This is a genomic window from Marinobacterium arenosum (genome assembly GCF_019795155.1).
Classification (GTDB): domain Bacteria; phylum Pseudomonadota; class Gammaproteobacteria; order Pseudomonadales; family Balneatricaceae; genus Marinobacterium_C; species Marinobacterium_C arenosum.
Genome location: NZ_JAILYN010000021.1, coordinates 40281 through 58701, shown reverse-complemented (window position 1 = coordinate 58701; position 18421 = coordinate 40281). Strand labels below are relative to the sequence as shown.

Here is an 18421-nt window from a genome sequence, read left to right as displayed (position 1 = left end):
TTCGATCGGAATCAGCTGTTCCGGTACACCGCCTCGGCGGCCGCGCCGGCGACGCCGGTATTGATCGAGGCACCCTGGGCGTGCAGCGCATTCTCCAGCGCGGCCAGGCAGAACATCACATTGCGCTTGCTGCAGGCGCTGCCCATCAGGCCGATACGCCACACCTTGCCGGCGAAATCGCCCAGGCCGGCGCCGATCTCCAGGCTGTAGTCGTTCAGCAGCGCGCTACGCAGCGCGGCATCGTCGACCCCGTCCGGGATCATCACCGAGTTGAGCTGCGGCAGTCGATAAGCTTCGTCGACCAGGAAGCTGATACCCATCGCCTCCAGACCGGCACGCAGTGCCTGGTGGTGCAGCTGATGGCGCGTCCAGGCGTTCTCAAGCCCCTCCTCCTGCAGCATCACCAAGGCTTCGTGCAGGGCGTACAGGGAGTTGACCGGCGCGGTATGGTGGTAAGCGCGCTTCGCACCGCCACCCCAATAGCCCATCACCAGCTTCTTATCGAGGAACCAGCTCGGCACGGTGCCGCTGCGTTTCTGCACGGTTTCGACCGCCCGCTCGCTGAAGCTGACCGGCGAGATTCCCGGCGGGCAGGAGAGGCACTTCTGGGTGCCGGAATAGACCGCGTCGATCCCCCACTCGTCCAATTTCAGCTCGATACCACCCAGCGAGGTCACCGTATCGACGATGGTCAGGCAGCCGTAATCACGTGCCAGCTGGCAGATCGCCTGGGCATCGGAACGCACCCCGGTGGAGGTTTCGGCATGTACGAACGCCACCGCCTTGATGTCGTCATGCTGCGCCAGTGCGGCACGGACTTTTTCGACGTCGACCGGCTTACCCCAGTCGTCCATCACCATGATCGCCTGGCCGCCGAAGCGCTCGACGTTCTCTTTCATCCGGCCGCCGAACACCCCGTTCTGGCAGACGATCACCTTGTCACCCGGCTCGACCAGATTGACGAAGCAGGCTTCCATACCGGCCGAACCCGGTGCCGAAACAGGCATAGTCAGCTCGTTGTCGGTCTGGAAAGCATATTTCAGCAGGGTCTTGACCTCATCCATCATCTGGATGAATTGCGGGTCGAGGTGACCGATGGTCGGACGCGCCATCGCCGCAAGTACGCGCGGGCTGACGTCGGACGGGCCCGGTCCCATCAGGGTGCGGACCGGCGGATTGAACGAACGGATCATAGTGAAGGCCTTCTTGTTGTTTTCCCTTGGATTACTTTTGTTATAGCCGTTGCTTGTGGGCGCAACGTGAGGGGGCGAAAAATGGCGCCTCGCCCCCCCTATTATCCTGATCGGCCTGACGACGTTTATCTTAACGGCTTGTTAGAGCTCGTCGATGATCGCCATGATCATCTCGGCCGAGTGCTTGGCCGCTACCGGCAGAAACTCCTCGAACGAGATATTGGATTCCTTGCCGGCGATATCGGACAGCGCCCGGATCACCAGAAACGGCGTATTGAACTGCACGCAGGTCTGGGCAATTGCCGCCGCCTCCATCTCCACCGCTTTCATCTGCGGGAAGGTATCACGGGTACGGGCAACCCGCTGCGGGTCGTTCATGAAGGCATCGCCGGTGGCGATCATGCCACGGGTGGTGTGCATCCCCTGCATCCGGCTGATGCAGCGCTCGGCGGTATCGGCCAGCAGTTGATCGGGCAGAAAGGCGGCCGGCTGACCCGGCACCTGACCCGCTTCATAGCCGAAAATGGTGACATCGACGTCGTGGTGACGTACTTCGCTGGAGATCACGATATCGCCGACATTCAACGCCGGATCGAAGCCACCGGCCGAGCCGGTGTTGATCACGCAGTCGGGTTCGAACAGCTGCAGCATCAGGGTGGTGCCGATCGCCGCATTGACCTTGCCGATGCCGGACTTCAACAGGACCACCTGGTGGCCATGCATTTCACCGGTGTAAAGCTCGTAGCCGGCAATACAGTGATCTTCGCGGCTGTTCAGGGAGGCTTTCAGCAGCTCTACCTCTTCATCCATCGCGCCGATAATGCCGACCTTCAGGTGGCCACCCTGCGCCAGCTTTGCAGCCAGCTTCTGCTCATCTGTCATTGATTTTTTCTTACCCTGGGACAGCCTCTGGCATCGGCCCCTCCGATTTCGCCAGAGATAGTGAATAACGGTTGTTACAGAGCCGCCTAGGATACGTAATTTAGTTCCGCGATAGAACCGATAAAGGGCGTTATTCGACCATTAGAAGGGAGGTTTTTTATGGTTGTCACCGAACCGTCATCTTAGCCCCCGGTTGAGCGGTTGTAAGCGGGCAAAAAGTGGTCAGTTGGATCGGGATTACTGCGCTTTTACCGAAGTGTAAATTTTAGCTGAATCGTAAGGGGCAGCCGAATCGAAGAAGCCGCAGACGCGGCTGGTCGCAGCTACACCTGCCCGGTCGAAGGCCCTATTGGACGCGGCCGTGCTGGCGTCCTCCCGGAAACCGATCCCTGCTAGAGAGCACTACTCGACGGCGGTAGACGGCTCGGCTACTTCAGTGGCAACGCTTACCGGATAGATCCCCTGCCAGCCGAAACGCCGGAACAGCTGATCCACTTCGCTGGACACCGGCGCCTCGAGGCGGAGAGTTTCGCCGCTGACCGGGTGTTCGAATTGCAGTTCGGTGGCCATCAGCAGCAGCCGGTGGCTGTCGAGGTGCTCGCGGAACAGCGTGTTGTGGCGGCCATCGCCATACTTGGTGTCGCCGGCAATCGGATGAAAGATATGCTTCATATGCCGGCGCAGTTGGTGTTTGCGGCCGGTCTTCGGCTTGCACTCGACCAGGCTGTAACGGGCCGCTGGATATTTGCCGACCGGGATCGGCAGCTCCACCGTGGCCAACCGGCGGTAGGCGGTCACCGCCTCCTGGGCCGGTTTGTCGCGCTGGGTGCGCGGATCGTCCATCTTGTCGAACTTCTCCTTCAGCGGATAGTCGATCAAGTCCTGCTCCGGCGCGTAGCCACGGACCACGCAGAGGTAGGTTTTCTCCACCCGACGTTCGGCAAACGCCTGGTTCATCGCCTGGGCCGCCTCCTTGGTCTTACCGAACAGCAGCACCCCGGAGGTGGCCCGGTCGAGCCGGTGGATGGTGTAGACGGTGGCGCCACCCATATAGGCTTTCAGCAAGCTGACCGCATTGGGCGTACGGCGCGGCGCGATCCAGCTGGGATGAACCAGCAGGCCGGATGGCTTGTTGATGGCAATAAGGTGGTCGTCCTCAAAGAGAATATCGAGTTCGCACATGGTCGGATCGGATCAGGAGAACGCCGTACAGTGGGAGATTGAAATGGCGGAGGGACAGGGATTCGAACCCTGGGAGGGCTATTAACCCTCACTGGTTTTCGAGACCAGTGCTTTCAGCCACTCAGCCATCCCTCCAGCACCGGCTAGTTTACTCAGCGACACCGCCAACGCAACCGGTTTTGTCACTCGCCCCTGCACGGTACTGACGGAATATTGCTAAAACCATGGAACAGAGGGGTTGAAATACGGTCTTAAATCACCATAAATGTCTGCAGACGCGTAAAAACCAACGAGGACAACCATGCGCAAGATAAACACCTATGCCACCAGCTCTACGGAATCGCTGCTGGCCACGAACAAGTTGATCCGCAACACCTACATGTTGCTGGCGATGACCATGGCATTCAGCGCGGTGACCGCCGTCGTATCGATGCTGATCAATCCGCCGTTCATCATGTACCTCGGCAGCGTGATCGTCAGTTTCGTCATGCTGTTTATCCTGAACAAGAAGCAGAACAGCGCCGCCGCCCTGCCGTTGGTGTTCGCCTTCACCGGCCTGCTCGGCTTCGGCCTGGGCCCGATCCTCAATATGTACCTGGGGATGGCTAACGGCGGTCAGCTGATCGTCACCGCGCTGGGCATGACCGCGCTGACCTTCGTCGGCCTGTCCGCCTACGTGCTGACCACCCGCAAGGACTTCAGCTTCATGGGTGGCTTCCTGGCTGCCGGCATGATGGTGGCGCTGATCGCCATGGTGGCGCTATTCGTACTGCCGCTGTTCGGCGTTAACGTCGGCTCCGCTCATGTCGCCTTCTCGGCGCTGATCGTGCTGCTGATGGTTGGTTTCATCCTGTATGACACCAGCAACATCGTGAACGGCCACTACAGCAACTACATCATGGCTACCGTCAGCCTGTACCTGAACATCTACAACCTGTTCATCCACCTGCTGAGCTTGCTGGGCGTGATGAGCGACGACTGATAGCCCTCCTTCCGAAGGGCCTCAAATGCCCCGCTATCTGCTAAGATAGCGGGGCATTTTCGTTTACGGGTAGCAGGATTCATGATCTTCACCATCGTCGTGCAGGGCGCACCGCACAGCCAGCAGTCGGCCGACAGCGCACTGCGCTTTGCCGAAGCCGCACTGGCCGCCGGCCACCAAATTCACCGGGTCTTTTTCTCCGGCGACGGAGTTCACAACGGCTCGGACCTGGCGACGCCGCAGCAGGACGAACGCCACCTGCCGCGCGGCTGGCAGGCCCTGGTAGAGAAGCACCAACTCGATCTGGTGGTCTGTATCGCCGCGGCGATCCGCCGCGGCGTGATGAACGACGCCGAAGCCCGCCGTCATGACAAGGCCCACGGCAATCTGGCCGATGGCTTCAACCTGTCCGGCCTGGGCCAGTTGGCCGAAGCCGCACTGGTATCCGACCGTGTACTGACCTTCGGCCAGTAATTAGCAAAGAGCAGCCGATGAGCACCAAATCCTTTCTGATTATCAACCGTCGCCCGCCCTACGCCAGCAACCTGGCGCGCGAGGCACTGGATAGCGCGCTGACCGTCGCGGTATTCGAACAGCCGGTGGCGATACTGTTTCTGTCCGACGCGGTCTACCAGCTGCTGCCCGACCAGCAGCCGGCGGCGATCGGCCAGAAAAGCCTGGCGGCCAACCTTCAGGTGCTGCCGATGTACGATATCGAACAGCTCTACGTCTCGGCGCGGGCACTGGCGGAGCGTGGCCTCAGCACCGACCAGTTGGCAGTGCCGGTCACTGAACTGGACGACGATGCGGTACAGACCCTGATCAAGCAACATGATGTGGTACTGAACTTCTAATGAGTACGCTACATATCCTGAACAAGCCTTTGTCCGACGGCGACTGTTGGCGAGACTGCCTGGCCAGCTGCGCCGACGGCGATACCCTGCTGCTGATCGAGAGCGGCGTGTACGGCGCCGCCGCACGTCCGGCGGAGTTGCCGAGCGGCTGCCGCTTCTGCGCCCTGCAGGCGGATATCGAGGCACGCGGCCTGAAAGCCGAGCAACTGGCGGCCGAGATTGTCGACGACACCGGATTTGTCGCCCTGGCCTGCAAACATTCTCAGACACTGAGCTGGTTCTGATGAGCAATAACACTGATACCCTGCCGGCGCTGGACAGCGAAGGCTACCTGCAAGAACTCTCCGGCTGGACGCCGGCGGTCGCCGAACAGCTGGCCCAGGCGGCCGGCGTTGAGCTGACCGACGCCCACTGGGAGATCATCAACCTGCTGCGCGAATTTTACGCCACCTACGAACATGCGCCGGCGATGCGCCCGCTGGTCAAGGCGGTAGCTCAGCAGCTCGGCGCCGACAAGGGGCGCAGCATCTACCTGATGAAACTGTTCCCCGACAGCCCGGCCAAGCTGGCAGCCAAGATCGCCGGTCTGCCGAAGCCGACCAACTGTCTGTAGAGACCGCTGTAAAACCACCGTGCTCGTGGCGTTTTGCGGTAGCCTCTGTAAGCCCCTTTTCTCCCAATGACCAAGAAAAATAACAGGGAACCCCGATGGCACCTCTAAAGATCGCTTTTCTCGGCATCGGCCTGATGGGCCGACCGATGGCACTGCACCTGCTAAACGCCGGATTCCGGCTGACTGCCTGGAACCGGACCCGTTCGAAAGCCGAGGTACTGATCGATGCCGGCGCGACCGTTACCGACAGCCCGGCCGAAGCCGTGCAGGGTTCGGACGTGGTGATCTGCATGCTGGAAAACGGCCCGGTGGTCGAACAGGTGCTGTTCGAACAGGCCGCCGTCGCGCAGATCCCGGCCGGTGCCCTGCTGATCGATATGGGCTCCAGCCCGCCAGAGATGGCCAAGCGTCACGCCACGTTGTTCGCCGAACGCGGCATCGGCTACCTGGACGCCCCGGTTTCCGGCGGCACCGTCGGTGCCGAGCAGGCCAACCTGTCGATCATGGCCGGCGGCAGCGAAGCCGATTTCCGGCGTGCCGAGGCGATTTTCGCCCCGCTGGGCCGGCCATTCCATATCGGTCCAGCCGGCTCCGGTCAGTTGGCCAAGTGTGCCAACCAGGCGGTCGTCGGCATCACCATCGGCGCGGTAGCCGAAGCATTGTTGCTGGCAGCCGAAGGCGGCGCCAACCCCGAAGCGGTACGTGAAGCGTTGCTGGGCGGCTTTGCCGGCAGCCGAATCCTGGAGCTGCACGGCCAGCGGATGCTGGAGCGCGACTTCCAGCCCGGCGCCACCGCCCGGGTGCAACTGAAAGACCTGCGCACTATCCTGGATACCGCCCGCGAACAGCACCTGACGCTGCCACTGACCCAGCGGGTACACGACGAGTACCTGGCGCTGGTCAATGGCGGCAACGAGAACTGCGATCACAGCGGCTTGCTGCTGCAACTGGAAGCGCTGAATCGCTGTCAGCTGGGCGAGGGGCCAACCCAGGCGCCGCCATTGGTAGCAACAAAGGTGCAGGAGGCACACTGATGCCCCGCTTCGCCGTCAACCTCAGCAGGCTGTTCTTCGAATACCCGCTGGTCGAGCGCTTCACCGCCGCGGCGAAATTAATTTTCCGAGCCTTTTCAAGGCACTGGATGCTATGGGATACTCAGGCTTCGTCAGCCTGGAATACACTCCGGCCGGCTCTACCGAACAGGGCCTTGGCTGGCTGAGCCAGATAGGAAACTAAGCAGGTATCGAAGATGAGCTTACAGGCAGCAGCAGCACAGCTGAAATCGATGGAGGTCAGTCAGGACCTCGAAGAGTTGGCGGGCCAGCGCGCCAATCAGGACGACGTGGTCTATCACCAGTGGGCGACCTTCCGCGTAGATAACGAGCTGTACGGCATCGACGTAGTACAGGTAAAAGAGGTACTGCGTTACAGCGAGATCACACCGGTGCCGGGCTCCGAGCACTACATCCTGGGCATCATCAACCTGCGCGGCAACGTGGTGACCGTGGTGGATACCCGTCAACTGTTCGGCCTGCCGGCCGTGCCGATCGATGACGACACCCGGATCATCGTAGTGGAGTTCAACGAGCAGGAAGTGGTTGGTATGGTGGTCGACAGCGTCGACGAGGTGATCAACCTGCCGCAGAACGACGTCGACCGCGCACCGAACGTGGCCGGTGATGAAGCCACCCGCCGTTTCGTACAGGGCGTCTGCTATCACGATGGGGTGCTGACCATCCTGCTGGATCTGCTGAAGATGCTGGAAAGCATCACTCCGAAAGATTATGAAGAGAACAACGGCTACTAAGGCTGCTTGATAAATAAGCCTCGCCCTACTCCCTACCTCCTGTGTATCGGCCGCCTGTCAGCGGCCGATATGCACCACCACCCTCCGTCGTGAGCCGCGGTGGCGATGCTCCCAGAGAAACACCCCCTGCCAGGTGCCCAGCGCCAGTTTGCCGTTCATCACCGGGATCGACAGCGTGGTGGTGGTCAACGCCGACTTGACGTGTGACGGCATATCATCCGGCCCTTCAATGGTGTGGGTATAGATCGGGTCATGTTCCGGCACCAGGCGGTTGAACCAGCGCTCCAGGTCATGCTGGGCACTGGGATCGGCATTTTCCTGCACCAGCAGGCTGGCACTGGTGTGCTGGATCAACAATGAACACAACCCCTGCTCGATACCGCTACTGTGCACCAGTGATTGCAGCTGGCCGGTAATTTCGTACAGGCTCTGGGTATGGGTCTGGATCTCGATAACGTCAACCATAACGAACACTGCCTCCATCAGATGATGGAGGCAGCTTAGCAGCTATGACGCCGCTTTACATGACGCGGTTGGTCGACAGGTACTTGCTGTTATTGGCCGGGCCGGTGCCGTCGGCGTACAGCGTCACCCCCGAGCGCAGGCAGATCGACAGATCTTCATGGGATGCGGCGGTTTCCGCCGGCAGCAGGTGCTCGACCATCTCCCGCTCGGCCAGCAGCTCCTGCTCGCTGGCGGTCATCCGCTCGCGGCTGAACTCGTTGATCGGCAGCCCCTGCACGATCTGGTAGCGGCCGTAGTCACAACGCACCGGGAAGGAGTAGATAATCCCCTTGGCGATACCGTAGCTGCCGTCGCTGACGATACCCATGCTGACGATCTCGCCAACCTCGGTACCCAGCACCCAGTCGCGCATATGGTCGACCACCGCCTGGGCGGCGGAGGCGGCCGAAGAAGCGCCGCGGGCCTTGATGATCTCGCCACCACGGCCCTGGATTTTCGGGATGAAAACTTCTCGGTACCAGTCGCCGTTGATCTGCTCCATCGCCGGCTGCTCCAGCACGGTCGCCTGATGCAGGTCGGGGTACTGGGTGGTGGAGTGGTTGCCCCAGATCACCACCCGGCGGATATCCTTCGGATTGGCGCCGGTGTGGTTGGCCAGGATACCGCGGGCACGGTTATGGTCCAGTCGGGTCAGCGCGGTGAACTGGGAGGGACTCAGGTCCGGCGCATTGCGGCTGGCGATCAGCGCATTGGTATTGGCCGGGTTGCCGACGACCAGCACCTTGACGTCGCGGTTGGCGAAGTCGTTCAATGCCCGCCCCTGGCGGGTGAAGATCTCGGCGTTGACCTCCAGCAGGTCACGACGCTCCATGCCGGGGCCGCGCGGCCGCGCGCCGATCAGCAGCGCATAGTGCACGTTGTTGAAACCGTCTTCGACGTTATCGTGCAGGGTAATGGTGTGCAGCAGCGGATAGGCGCAATCCTCCAGCTCCATGGCGATACCGCGCAGTGCTTCCATCGCCTGGGGCACCTCGATCAGTTGCAGGATTACCGGTTGGTCCCTGCCCATCATTTCGCCGGAGGCAATCTTGAACAACAGGTTGTTGGCTATGCTGCCGGCGGCACCGGTTATTGCAATACGTACAGGCCGTCTCATCTCTCAACTCCATAGTTATAGATTTATTGTTTTAGACAAAGGTATAACGAGGAGAGTTAAGAAAACAACAACCAGATTAAAATTAAATGACGGGATCTATATTCGATCTGCAGCGAAATGACTCAAAACGACCTTTATTGCAGATTTCTTTCCTATTCACGACAGAGCGCTATCTGGCCGTCGCCGGTACTGATCGCCTGGCGAATCTGATCTAGCAGCTGCGGCTTATCGCGGCCCAGCACGCCCTTCAATACTAGGTGATTCGAGATGTGATCGCTCCGGAAGATGGTGCGTTCCAACTCGGTGCGACCGATCAGCAGCTCCATCTCACGGAACAGTCCAAGCCGGTCCAACATCCGGAAATCACCACCGAACCCCTCCACCACCTTGCGGTCTCCCTGGCGGAAAAACAGTACCAGGGTTGCCAGGTAATCCGGCTGAGCCTCATTGACCAGCCGTGCCGAGTTCAGTGCGTGCTGCTCGCTGTAACGGGCACCGCCCATGCCATTGATGATCATCACCGAGCTTTTCATGCCGGCGGCCTTGATCTTCAGCAACGCATCCAGGGTGCTCTGGTAGCTCTCCCCTTTCTGGATCTTCTCAAGCACCAGGTCGTCACCGCTTTCGGCACCGACGTACAACAGCGACAGGCCGAGTTCGCGCAGCTCCTGCAGCTCTTCGACACTCTTCTTGCGCAGGTTACGCGGCAGGCAGTAGGCCGATACCCGGCTCACCGACGGCAGGTGCTCGCGAATCGCCCGCAGGATGGTGCGCAGCCGTCGCACCGACAGCGCCATTGCGTCGCCATCGGCCAGGAAAACCCGCCGCACGCCGGCCAGCTGTGCGCCACAGGCGCGGATCTCCTCCAGCACCTGTCGCTCGTCCTTGGGACGAAACTTCTTCTGCGGCTCGGTGTACATCTCGCAGAAGGTGCAGTTGTTCCAGCTGCAGCCGTTGGTGACCTGAAGGATCAGCGAGCTGGCCTCGCTGGGCGGCCGGAACAGCGGCTCGATATATTGGACGGGCGGGTAGATATACATGCTGGGGCCTCAACGACGATGGAACAGGGTCCGGTAGTTGTCGGCGGTCTGATCGGCCACCTGCTGCAGCGTCAGCCCCTTCAGTTCGGCTACCAGCTGGGCGACCTCGTAGACATACTGCGGCTCGTTCTTCTTGCCCCGGTGCGGTACCGGCGCCAGGTAAGGCGCATCGGTTTCGATCAGCAGTCGCTCCATCGGCATCTGTCGGACCACCTCGCGCAGCGCTTCGGCGTTACGGAAGGTGATGATGCCGGAGAAAGAGACGTAATAACCCAGCTCCAACGCCTGCTCCGCCATCTGCCAGCTTTCGGTAAAGCAATGCAGCACACCTGCCACCTGAGGGTCGCCATGCTCACGGATCAACGCGATGGTGTCGTCGCGCGCATCCCGGGTGTGTACGATCAGCGGCAGGCCGGTGCTGCGCGACGCCTTCAGATGTTCGACGAAGCACTGCTGTTGAGCAGCCTTGCTGTCGGTCTGGTAGTAGTAATCCAGCCCGGTCTCGCCCAGTGCGACAATCCCCTGCCGCTTACTCAACTCGACCAGCTGTTCGGCGGTTACCGGCGATTCCTCGACGTGCAGCGGATGAACACCGACCGACAGGTCGACGTCGGCATAACCGCTGACAGCCTCATACATCTGTTCGAACTGCGGCAGATCGATCGATACGCAGAGCATCCGCGATACCCCCCGGTCGCGTGCAGCCCGCAGCAGCGCGTCCAGGTTTCCGTCATAGGGAGTCAGGTCCAGCCGGTCCAGGTGGCAATGGGAGTCAATCAGCATAGTGGGAATACTGTCCGGAAATCGTAGTGGAGAAAATTCAGAGTGCGTTGGTCTTGCGACCGGAGTTCAGCGCGCCAGCCAGGTAGGTTTCGATCTTGGCAACCAGGGTGGCGTCTTCGCTGGAAAGCTGAACGCCGATCCCCGCCGGGCGGCCGTTCTGGGCTCCAACGGGAGTTACCCAGACCACCTTGCCAGCGACCGGCAGCTTGTCCGGCTCGTCCATCAGACTGAGCAGCAGGAACACCTCGTCGCCCAGCTGGTAGGGAACCGAGGTAGCCACGAACAGACCGCCATTCTTGATATAGGGCAGATAGGCCTGGTAGAGGCTCTCTTTGTCTTCGACCACCAGAGAAAGTATGCCGTTACCGCCACGTTGTGCCGCTGTCATCCAGTTACCTCACCAATTCGATCCAGCCGGCAAGCAGGGTTTCCATCAACAGCTGCTTGTTCGGGTTCTGCCGTAGCATCAGGCTCTTGCGCGCCTCGGCCAATTGCTCGGCGTAGCGGAACAGCTTGTCCGCCGGCACCCGCTTAGCCAACGCCTTGAGCATATTGCCGGCATCCTGCTGACGCAACAGCGCTCCGTCGCCGACCAGCACCGCCCGCGCCAGATCGGCTACCAAGCTTTGTAACCAGCTTAGCAGCCTTTCCAGATCCAGCTTATGCCACTGGCCGGCCACCTCGATCACCGACCGGCGCTGCTTGAGCAGATCGGTCAGCCCCTTGATCAATTCCTGGCGCAGCTGACGGGTCTCTTCGTCGGCGAAACCCAGCGCCGCCAGCGGAGCACCATTGGCCATCGCCAGGTAGCGCGCTGCCTGTTCGGTATCGACCGACAGTTGCTGCTGCACCCAGGAAGCGGCCAGCGCGTGCGCAGGCAGCGGCATATCGACCCGCTGACAGCGGCTCTTGATGGTCGGCATCACCTGACCGAGCCGATGGGTCAGCAGCATCAGCACCGTATCGCGGCCCGGTTCCTCGAGGGTTTTCAGCAATGCGTTTGCGGCCGCCACGTTCATCTCATGGGCCGGATTGATGATCACGATCCGGTAGCCGCCCTGCTGGGCCGTGCTGTAGATGAAATCGGTCAGCTCGCGAATCTGATCCACCTTGATCGGCTTGCCCGGCTCATCCGGCTCCAGCCGGTAGAGATCGGGATGCCCTTGCACCGCATTCAGTTGACAGCTACGGCATTGACCGCAGGATTGTTCGTTCACCGGTTGCTGACAGAGCAGATAGCGGGCCAGCAGCGTGGCAAAGCCCCCTTTGCCGATCCCCTCCGCGCCGTTGATCATCAGCGCATGCGGCAGTCGACGTTGACCGTGCAGATTCAACAGGTAGCGCCAGCGTTCCTCGAGCCAGGGATAGAGCTCCACCGGTTGCGCGCGCTCGTTCATCGGTGCGCCTCCAGAAACTCGCCAAGCACGGTGGCGATCTGCCGCTGGACCTGCGCCAGCGCCGGTTCGGCGTCGATAATGCGGAACCGTTGCGGCGCGTTTTGCGCCCGCTCCAGATAGGCAGCACGGACCCGCTCGAAGAACGCCTGTTTCTCCTGCTCGAAACGGTCCGGCGCGCTGCGCTGATTGGCGCGCTGCAGCCCCACTTCCACCGGCAGGTCCAGCAGCAGTGTCAGATCCGGATTCAGGCCCTGTTGCACCAGCTGCTCCAACGTTTCGATCGGCGTGGTATCCAAGCCGCGCCCCCCTCCCTGGTAGGCATAAGTGGCGTCCGTGAAACGGTCGCACAGCACCCAGGCGCCCCGCTGCAGGGCCGGTTTGATCACCTGGTTCAGGTGCTGGGCGCGGGCGGCGAACATCAACAGCAGCTCGGTGTCATGGCTGACCTCCTCATCACGGGGACTGAGCAACAGCGCCCGCAACTCTTCCGCCAGCGGCGTGCCGCCCGGTTCACGGGTCATGATCACCTCGATACCGCGCTCTGCCAGCCACTGGCGGACAAACTCGATATTGGTGGTCTTGCCGACACCTTCGATGCCTTCGATGGTGATAAAGCGACCGGACTTCTGTGTATTCATATTCAGGGGCTCGACCTGTAATCGCTGCGCCGTTGCAGCTGATACTTGCGCACGGCGCGATTATGTTCCTTCAGGGTTACCGAGAAAGCGTGACTGCCGTCGCCGCGGGCGACGAAAAAAAGCGCTTCGCCATCCGCCGGATTCAGCGCGGCACGGATCGCATCCTCGCCAACCATCGCTATAGGTGTTGGCGGCAACCCTTTGATTACATACGTATTATACGGAGTTTTACGACGCAGGTCTTTGCGTGTCAGGTTGCCGTCGAAGGTCTCCCCCAGGCCGTAAATCACGGTGGGATCGGTCTGCAGACGCATCCCCTTCTCAAGCCGGCGTACGAAGACACCGGCGATACGTGGCCGCTCATCGGCACGGGCGGTCTCCTTCTCGACAATCGACGCCATGATCAGCGCCTCATAGGGCTGCCGATAAGCATTCTTTTCGGTCCGCTGCTGCCAGGCGTCCTCAAGCACCTGGGTCAGGTGCTGATGAGCCCGCACCAACAGGTCCAGATCGCTGTCGCCACGCTGGAACTGGTAGGTCTCGGCCAGGAACAACCCCTCCGGGTGTGCCGCCTTGCTGGCCAGTTTTTCCAGCAGTTGCTCATCCGACAGCCCTGGCAACGCGTGCTGCAACCGTTCATCGGCCAATAGCTGGGCGCGCAGCTCGCTGAAGGTGGTGCCTTCGACGATGGTGAAGCGGTGCTGTACCGAGCGACCGGAGGTCAGCCGCTGCAGCAACCTGACCGGCGTCATGCCCGGCTCCAGCTGGTACTCACCGGCCTTCAGCTTCCGGCCAAGGCCACTGTGGCGGGCATAAAGCTTGAAATAGAGCGGCTGCGCCAACCAACCGCGCAGCTGCAGGTCTGCCATCAGCTGCGAAAAGCTGCTACCGCGCTCCAGATGATAGAGGGTCGATTCTTCGATCGGCAGCGGAGCGGCCAGGAAGCGCTGATAACTCTGCCAGCCCCAGGCTGCCGCCAATGCAGCCGACAGCACCAGCAGTGCCAGCGCCGACAGTAACTTAGCTTTCAATACCACTCTCCTGCTGCAGCCACTGCTGAAGTTGCCGGGTTATAGATCCGATTGGCCAACGCTGTTCATCCAGGCGGACCACCGGCCAGATATCGATCAGGCTGTTGCAGATGAAGAGCTCATCGGCCGATGCCAGCTGATCCGGGCGGAAACGGCCGACACAGGTCTCGATACCATGCCGTTCGGCAATCTGTAATAGCTGATTGCGGATGATACCGCTCACGCCGCTGCCGCTCAGATCCGGCGTATAGAGCACGCCGTCGCGCCACCAGAACAGGTTGCTCATGGTACCCTCGACCAGGAAACCGTCGAGGTCGCATACCAGCCCTTCGGCGATCTCTGTTGACTGCCACTCCTGGCGCGCCATCACCTGCTCGAGGCGGTTCAGGTGCTTGAGACCGGCCAGTGCGGGGTTGATCGCCAGTCCGGTCTGGCAGTGACGAACCCTGACGCCCTGCTCCGCTGGCCGACCGACGAACTGTGGCAGTTCCCCCAGCGCGATAATCCGGCTGCACTGCGGCTGCTCCGGCAGCCGATAGCCCCGGCCACCGGCACCGCGGGTGATTGTCAGTTTCAATACGCCGTCGTCCGGCATTGGAATCTGCTGCAGGTCCGCCTTCAGCAGCTCCACCACCTCAAGCGGGAAACCGAGCCGCTGCAGGCCTTCGGTCAGCCGAGCCAGATGGGCCGCCAGCCAGAGTGGCCGGCCGTTGTCGATGCGCAGGGTTTCGAACAGGCCATCACCGTAAGCCAGGCCGCGGTCAAGTAGACTGATCTGGCCGGCGGGCTGGCCATTGAGCCAGGTTTTCATGCAGCTCTCAGTAATCAGGGGCACAGCCAGCCATCGGCCGTACCCGCAAGTTGTCAGAGTTTACGGAATACCAGTGTACCGTTGGTGCCGCCGAAACCGAAGGAGTTGGAGATCGCCGTTTCGATCACCGCCTCCTGCGCCTGGTGAGGCACGTAGTTGAGGTCGCAGCCGTCGGACGGGTTATCCAGGTTGATGGTCGGCGGTGCGACCTGGTCGCGGATCGCCAGGATCGAGAAGATCGCCTCGACCGCACCGGCGGCGCCGAGCAGGTGCCCGATCATCGATTTGGTGGAACTGATCCGTACCTGCTTTGCCGCCTGCCCCAGCACCTGCTTGACCGCGTTGGACTCGGCCTCGTCACCCGCTGGGGTGGATGTACCGTGGGCGTTGATATAGTGCACCTGCTCCGGGTTCAGGCTGGCATCGCGGATCGCATTGTCCATCGCCAGTGCAGCCCCCTCGCCACCTTCCGGCGGGGCGGTCATATGATAGGCGTCATCGCTCATGCCGAAGCCGGCCAGTTCACAATAGATCTCTGCACCGCGTGACTTGGCGTGCTGGTACTCTTCCAGCACCAGGATACCGGCCCCGTCGCCAAGCACGAAGCCGTCGCGGTCGCGGTCCCAGGGGCGGCTGGCGGCTGGCGGATCATCGTTGCGGGTAGACAGCGCGCGGGCAGCGGAAAAGCCACCTATACCCAACGGGGTGGTCGCCATCTCGGCACCACCTGCCAACATCACGTCGGCATCGCCATACTGAATCATCCGCATCGCCTGGCCGATATTGTGGGTACCGGTGGTGCAGGCGGTGGTGATGGCGATATTCGGGCCCTTGAAACCGTGCTGGATCGCCAGATGGCCGGCGATCATGTTGATGATGCTGCCCGGTACAAAAAACGGCGAGATGCGGCGCGGACCGCTGTTGCAGAGCAACTCGTGGGATTTTTCGATCATCGGCAGGCCGCCGATGCCGGAGCCGATCGCACAACCGATGCGAGCGGCATTATATTCATTCACCTCCAGGCCGGAATCAGCCAGCGCCTGTTGCGCCGCGGCGATGCCGTACTGGATGAACAGATCCATCTTACGCGCTTCCTTGGCGCTCATGTATTCGCTGACATCGAATGCCTTGACCGACGAAGCGAACCGAGTAGCAAACTGGGATGCGTCAAAGTGCTCTATAGGGGCGGCACCGCTGTTGCCTGCCAGGATCCCTTCCCAGCTCTGCGCCACAGTGTTACCCACCGGGGTCAACATGCCCAGACCGGTTACTACTACACGCCGACGAGTCATATCTTCTCCAGTTACATTCCTTCACTCAAAAGAAAAGCCGCAACTATGTGCCATAGTGCGGCTTTTCAGGGAATCTGCTGTTAGCGGATTCGATTACTGGTGTGCGTTGATGTAATCGATTGCCAGCTGTACAGTGGTGATTTTCTCTGCTTCTTCGTCCGGAATCTCAGTTTCGAACTCTTCTTCCAGCGCCATAACCAGTTCTACAGTGTCCAGAGAGTCCGCGCCCAGATCTTCAACGAAAGAAGCTTCGTTAGTTACCTCTTCCTCTTTAACGCCCAGCTGCTCAGCGATGATTTTCTTTACGCGCTCTTCAATGTTGCTCATAACTCTTCCTATTTCTTATCAACACCATCACATCCCAGGGATGGATGTGAGTCGGGATTGTATTCGAACCCATCGCGCCCTATCAAGCGTGATGGCGTGAACGATTAGAACTCAGTTTGACGGCCCATTATCAACAATTCGACGGAAAAAACAATTCCTGCCCCCGCGGGATCAGGACATATACATTCCGCCATTGACATGGATCGTTTCACCTGTGACATAAGCGCCACCCTGGCTTGCCAGGAAACCAACCACTGCGGCAACCTCTTCCGGCTGGCCGAGACGGTTCATCGGAATCTGGTTCTGCAGGCTGGCCTTGTGCTCTTCCGGCAGCCCACTGGTCATATCGGTATCGATAAAGCCGGGCGCCACACAGTTGATCGTGATGTTGCGGGAAGCCACCTCGCGCGCCAGCGCACGGGAGAAGCCCTCCATACCGGACTTGGCGGCGGCGTAGTTGGCCTGACCCGCGTTGCCCATGGATGCCACCACGGAACTGATATTGATAATACGCCCCCAGCGCGCCTTGGTCATGCCGCGCAGACAGCCTTTTACGACGCGGAAGACGGAGGTCAGGTTGGTATTCAGCACCGAATCCCACTCATCGTCCTTCATCCGCATCATGATGTTATCACGGGTGATGCCGGCGTTGTTGACCAGCACGGCCACCGCCCCGAACTCCTCCTGTACCGCTTTCAGCACCGCGTCCACGGAGTCGGCATCGGCGACATTCAGCACCAGCCCCTTGCCCTGCACACCGTTGGCGGCCAGGTAGTCGCTGATCGCCGCTGCGCCGTTCTCGCTGGTCGCGGTACCCACCACGATGGCGCCCTGACGCCCCAGTTCTTCGGCGATCGCCTTGCCGATCCCCCGGGTTGCGCCGGTTACCAGCGCCACTTTACCTTCAATGCTCATATGCTTTGTCCTTCAAACCGGTGGTTACTCGCCCAGCGCCTTTTCCAAACCGGCAAGATCGCCGATCGCAGCTACCGCCAGCGGTTTATGTACCTTCTTGTTCAGGCCGGAAAGTACCTTGCCCGGGCCGCACTCGACGGTCCGTTCAACACCCTGCTCTACCATCGCCTGAACACTGTTGGTCCAGAGTACCGGACTGTACAGCTGGGCCAGCAGGTTTTCTTTCAATTCATCGACTGAAGCCGGCAGCGCCGCCGAGACGTTCTGCATTACCGGAATTTCCGGCTCGGATACGGTGATATTCGCCAATGCCTGCTTCATCTGTTCGGCCGCCGGCTTCATCAGTTCGCAGTGGGAGGGGACGCTGACCGGCAGCGGCACCGCACGCTTAGCGCCGGCCGCCTTGCACGCTTCGATGGCACGCTCAACCGCCGCTTTCTGGCCGGCAATCACCACCTGGCCCGGGCAGTTGTAGTTAACCGGCGAGACCACTTCACCCTGCGCGGCATCGGCACAGGCCTGCTGGATCTCTGCATCACCCAGCCCCAGGATGGCCGCCATCGCACCGGTACCTGCCGGCACCGCCTGCTGCATGTATTCGCCGCGGGACTGTACCAGCTTGACGCCGTCGGCAAAGCTGATGGCACCGGCACAGACCAGTGCGGTATATTCGCCCAGGCTGTGACCGGCCATGATAGAGGGGGTCGCACCACCCTGCTGTTGCCAGAGCCGCCACAGGGCTACGCCGGCGGTCAACAGTGCAGGCTGGGTTTTCTCGGTCTTGTTCAGCTCTTCCGCCGGACCGTTCTGCACCAAGGCCCACAGGTCGTACCCCAGGACTTCGGACGCTTCTGCGAAGGTATCGGTGATAACACTGTGCGCCTCGGCCAGCTCCGCCAGCATACCAACTTGCTGAGAACCCTGACCGGGGAAAACAAATGCTAAGGACTGCGACATAGATTCCTCTATCTATAGCAATTCGATGATCATTCCCGTCTGCCTGACGGGTGGATAGGAGGCGTAGTTTACATTATTCGTCACGCTTTAACAGCG

23 protein-coding genes and 1 tRNA gene are annotated in these 18421 nt (G+C 60.8%); 7 read left to right on the top strand and 17 right to left on the bottom strand.

Features of this window, described 5'->3' with window-relative positions; genetic code table 11:
* Positions 1-11: 11 nt before the first annotated feature.
* The 4 genes from K6T12_RS11370 to K6T12_RS11355 all read right to left on the bottom strand — a co-directional run bounded on the left by K6T12_RS11370 (position 12) and on the right by K6T12_RS11355 (position 3392).
* Complete coding sequence (locus K6T12_RS11370; protein ID WP_255611676.1) at positions 12-1193, bottom strand: pyridoxal-phosphate-dependent aminotransferase family protein; 1182 nt, start codon at positions 1191-1193, stop codon at positions 12-14.
* A gap of 141 nt (positions 1194-1334) precedes the next feature.
* Positions 1335-2075: a 5'-methylthioadenosine/S-adenosylhomocysteine nucleosidase gene (gene mtnN, locus K6T12_RS11365; protein ID WP_222222537.1), complete on the bottom strand. Its 741-nt coding sequence runs from the start codon at positions 2073-2075 to the stop codon at positions 1335-1337.
* Positions 2076-2477: 402 nt separating this feature from the next.
* Positions 2478-3257: a pseudouridine synthase gene (locus tag K6T12_RS11360; RefSeq protein ID WP_222222535.1), complete on the bottom strand. Its 780-nt coding sequence runs from the start codon at positions 3255-3257 to the stop codon at positions 2478-2480.
* A 44-nt stretch (positions 3258-3301) separates the two neighbouring features.
* Positions 3302-3392 (bottom strand) — tRNA-Ser (locus K6T12_RS11355).
* Positions 3393-3558: 166 nt separating this feature from the next.
* Here K6T12_RS11355 and K6T12_RS11350 point away from each other — a divergent pair.
* The 7 genes from K6T12_RS11350 (at position 3559) to K6T12_RS11320 (ending at position 7513) form a co-directional block, all read left to right on the top strand.
* Complete coding sequence (locus tag K6T12_RS11350; RefSeq protein WP_222222533.1) at positions 3559-4239, top strand: Bax inhibitor-1/YccA family protein; 681 nt, start codon at positions 3559-3561, stop codon at positions 4237-4239.
* 81 nt (positions 4240-4320) lie between these two features.
* Positions 4321-4713 (top strand): sulfurtransferase complex subunit TusD, encoded by a 393-nt coding sequence (gene tusD, locus K6T12_RS11345; protein WP_222222531.1) that lies wholly within the window; start codon positions 4321-4323, stop codon positions 4711-4713.
* Positions 4714-4730: 17 nt separating this feature from the next.
* Positions 4731-5093 (top strand): sulfurtransferase complex subunit TusC, encoded by a 363-nt coding sequence (tusC, locus tag K6T12_RS11340; protein WP_222222529.1) that lies wholly within the window; start codon positions 4731-4733, stop codon positions 5091-5093.
* Complete coding sequence (gene tusB, locus K6T12_RS11335; RefSeq protein WP_222222527.1) at positions 5093-5377, top strand: sulfurtransferase complex subunit TusB; 285 nt, start codon at positions 5093-5095, stop codon at positions 5375-5377. The genes tusC and tusB overlap by 1 nt, the downstream gene beginning before the upstream one ends.
* A complete protein-coding gene (locus tag K6T12_RS11330; RefSeq protein ID WP_222222525.1) occupies positions 5377-5706 on the top strand; it encodes a TusE/DsrC/DsvC family sulfur relay protein in 330 nt (109 codons plus the stop codon). Before tusB ends, K6T12_RS11330 begins: the two co-directional genes overlap by 1 nt.
* A gap of 95 nt (positions 5707-5801) precedes the next feature.
* Positions 5802-6740, top strand: coding sequence for an NAD(P)-dependent oxidoreductase (locus K6T12_RS11325; protein ID WP_222222523.1), 939 nt, complete (start codon positions 5802-5804; stop codon positions 6738-6740).
* 215 nt (positions 6741-6955) lie between these two features.
* Positions 6956-7513, top strand: a complete 558-nt coding sequence (locus K6T12_RS11320; protein WP_222222521.1) for a chemotaxis protein CheW — start codon at positions 6956-6958, stop codon at positions 7511-7513.
* Positions 7514-7570: 57 nt separating this feature from the next.
* Here the strand turns inward: K6T12_RS11320 and K6T12_RS11315 are convergent, their stop codons facing one another.
* From K6T12_RS11315 to fabD, 13 genes are all read right to left on the bottom strand, one after another.
* Positions 7571-7978: a secondary thiamine-phosphate synthase enzyme YjbQ gene (locus K6T12_RS11315; protein WP_222222519.1), complete on the bottom strand. Its 408-nt coding sequence runs from the start codon at positions 7976-7978 to the stop codon at positions 7571-7573.
* Positions 7979-8033: 55 nt separating this feature from the next.
* Positions 8034-9134 carry a malate dehydrogenase gene (locus tag K6T12_RS11310; protein WP_222222516.1) on the bottom strand — a complete coding sequence of 367 codons (1101 nt, stop codon included), beginning with the start codon at positions 9132-9134 and terminating at the stop codon, positions 8034-8036.
* A 152-nt stretch (positions 9135-9286) separates the two neighbouring features.
* Entirely contained in the window at positions 9287-10174 is an 888-nt protein-coding gene (locus K6T12_RS11305; protein WP_222222514.1) for a radical SAM protein, read from the bottom strand.
* A gap of 9 nt (positions 10175-10183) precedes the next feature.
* Positions 10184-10957 carry a TatD family hydrolase gene (locus K6T12_RS11300; RefSeq protein WP_222222512.1) on the bottom strand — a complete coding sequence of 258 codons (774 nt, stop codon included), beginning with the start codon at positions 10955-10957 and terminating at the stop codon, positions 10184-10186.
* 37 nt (positions 10958-10994) lie between these two features.
* On the bottom strand, positions 10995-11345 hold the full coding sequence (locus K6T12_RS11295; RefSeq protein ID WP_222222510.1) for a PilZ domain-containing protein: 351 nt from the start codon (positions 11343-11345) through the stop codon (positions 10995-10997).
* 4 nt (positions 11346-11349) lie between these two features.
* Positions 11350-12354 (bottom strand): DNA polymerase III subunit delta', encoded by a 1005-nt coding sequence (locus K6T12_RS11290; RefSeq protein ID WP_222222508.1) that lies wholly within the window; start codon positions 12352-12354, stop codon positions 11350-11352.
* Positions 12351-12992, bottom strand: coding sequence for a dTMP kinase (gene tmk, locus K6T12_RS11285; protein WP_222222506.1), 642 nt, complete (start codon positions 12990-12992; stop codon positions 12351-12353). The genes K6T12_RS11290 and tmk overlap by 4 nt, the downstream gene beginning before the upstream one ends.
* Positions 12993-12994: 2 nt before the next feature.
* On the bottom strand, positions 12995-14029 hold the full coding sequence (mltG, locus tag K6T12_RS11280) for an endolytic transglycosylase MltG (RefSeq protein ID WP_315853598.1): 1035 nt from the start codon (positions 14027-14029) through the stop codon (positions 12995-12997).
* Positions 14013-14834, bottom strand: coding sequence for an aminodeoxychorismate lyase (gene pabC, locus K6T12_RS11275; RefSeq protein ID WP_222222502.1), 822 nt, complete (start codon positions 14832-14834; stop codon positions 14013-14015). The genes mltG and pabC overlap by 17 nt, the downstream gene beginning before the upstream one ends.
* A gap of 53 nt (positions 14835-14887) precedes the next feature.
* Positions 14888-16126 (bottom strand): beta-ketoacyl-ACP synthase II, encoded by a 1239-nt coding sequence (gene fabF / locus K6T12_RS11270; protein WP_222222500.1) that lies wholly within the window; start codon positions 16124-16126, stop codon positions 14888-14890.
* Between the two features lie 93 nt (positions 16127-16219).
* Positions 16220-16453: an acyl carrier protein gene (gene acpP / locus K6T12_RS11265; protein ID WP_188862345.1), complete on the bottom strand. Its 234-nt coding sequence runs from the start codon at positions 16451-16453 to the stop codon at positions 16220-16222.
* A gap of 171 nt (positions 16454-16624) precedes the next feature.
* A complete protein-coding gene (gene fabG / locus K6T12_RS11260; RefSeq protein WP_222222498.1) occupies positions 16625-17368 on the bottom strand; it encodes a 3-oxoacyl-ACP reductase FabG in 744 nt (247 codons plus the stop codon).
* 24 nt (positions 17369-17392) lie between these two features.
* Positions 17393-18325, bottom strand: coding sequence for an ACP S-malonyltransferase (gene fabD, locus K6T12_RS11255; protein ID WP_222222496.1), 933 nt, complete (start codon positions 18323-18325; stop codon positions 17393-17395).
* Positions 18326-18421: the final 96 nt, after the last annotated feature.

Excerpts from the sequence above, each read along its gene's own strand:
- K6T12_RS11360 (WP_222222535.1), bottom strand. The coding sequence starts at position 3,257 with ATGTGCGAACTCGATATTCTCTTTGAGGACGACCACCTTATTGCCATC.
- K6T12_RS11305 (WP_222222514.1), bottom strand. The coding sequence starts at position 10,174 with ATGTATATCTACCCGCCCGTCCAATATATCGAGCCGCTGTTCCGGCCG.
- K6T12_RS11315 (WP_222222519.1), bottom strand. The coding sequence starts at position 7,978 with ATGGTTGACGTTATCGAGATCCAGACCCATACCCAGAGCCTGTACGAA.
- tusB (WP_222222527.1), top strand. The coding sequence starts at position 5,093 with ATGAGTACGCTACATATCCTGAACAAGCCTTTGTCCGACGGCGACTGT.
- K6T12_RS11300 (WP_222222512.1), bottom strand. The coding sequence starts at position 10,957 with ATGCTGATTGACTCCCATTGCCACCTGGACCGGCTGGACCTGACTCCC.
- K6T12_RS11325 (WP_222222523.1), top strand. The coding sequence starts at position 5,802 with ATGGCACCTCTAAAGATCGCTTTTCTCGGCATCGGCCTGATGGGCCGA.
- fabF (WP_222222500.1), bottom strand. The coding sequence starts at position 16,126 with ATGACTCGTCGGCGTGTAGTAGTAACCGGTCTGGGCATGTTGACCCCG.
- K6T12_RS11370 (WP_255611676.1), bottom strand. The coding sequence starts at position 1,193 with ATGATCCGTTCGTTCAATCCGCCGGTCCGCACCCTGATGGGACCGGGC.
- pabC (WP_222222502.1), bottom strand. The coding sequence starts at position 14,834 with ATGAAAACCTGGCTCAATGGCCAGCCCGCCGGCCAGATCAGTCTACTT.
- acpP (WP_188862345.1), bottom strand. The coding sequence starts at position 16,453 with ATGAGCAACATTGAAGAGCGCGTAAAGAAAATCATCGCTGAGCAGCTG.
- fabD (WP_222222496.1), bottom strand. The coding sequence starts at position 18,325 with ATGTCGCAGTCCTTAGCATTTGTTTTCCCCGGTCAGGGTTCTCAGCAA.
- tusD (WP_222222531.1), top strand. The coding sequence starts at position 4,321 with ATGATCTTCACCATCGTCGTGCAGGGCGCACCGCACAGCCAGCAGTCG.
- K6T12_RS11350 (WP_222222533.1), top strand. The coding sequence starts at position 3,559 with ATGCGCAAGATAAACACCTATGCCACCAGCTCTACGGAATCGCTGCTG.
- K6T12_RS11290 (WP_222222508.1), bottom strand. The coding sequence starts at position 12,354 with ATGAACGAGCGCGCGCAACCGGTGGAGCTCTATCCCTGGCTCGAGGAA.
- fabG (WP_222222498.1), bottom strand. The coding sequence starts at position 17,368 with ATGAGCATTGAAGGTAAAGTGGCGCTGGTAACCGGCGCAACCCGGGGG.
- mtnN (WP_222222537.1), bottom strand. The coding sequence starts at position 2,075 with ATGACAGATGAGCAGAAGCTGGCTGCAAAGCTGGCGCAGGGTGGCCAC.
- K6T12_RS11310 (WP_222222516.1), bottom strand. The coding sequence starts at position 9,134 with ATGAGACGGCCTGTACGTATTGCAATAACCGGTGCCGCCGGCAGCATA.
- K6T12_RS11295 (WP_222222510.1), bottom strand. The coding sequence starts at position 11,345 with ATGACAGCGGCACAACGTGGCGGTAACGGCATACTTTCTCTGGTGGTC.
- K6T12_RS11320 (WP_222222521.1), top strand. The coding sequence starts at position 6,956 with ATGAGCTTACAGGCAGCAGCAGCACAGCTGAAATCGATGGAGGTCAGT.
- tusC (WP_222222529.1), top strand. The coding sequence starts at position 4,731 with ATGAGCACCAAATCCTTTCTGATTATCAACCGTCGCCCGCCCTACGCC.
- K6T12_RS11330 (WP_222222525.1), top strand. The coding sequence starts at position 5,377 with ATGAGCAATAACACTGATACCCTGCCGGCGCTGGACAGCGAAGGCTAC.
- tmk (WP_222222506.1), bottom strand. The coding sequence starts at position 12,992 with ATGAATACACAGAAGTCCGGTCGCTTTATCACCATCGAAGGCATCGAA.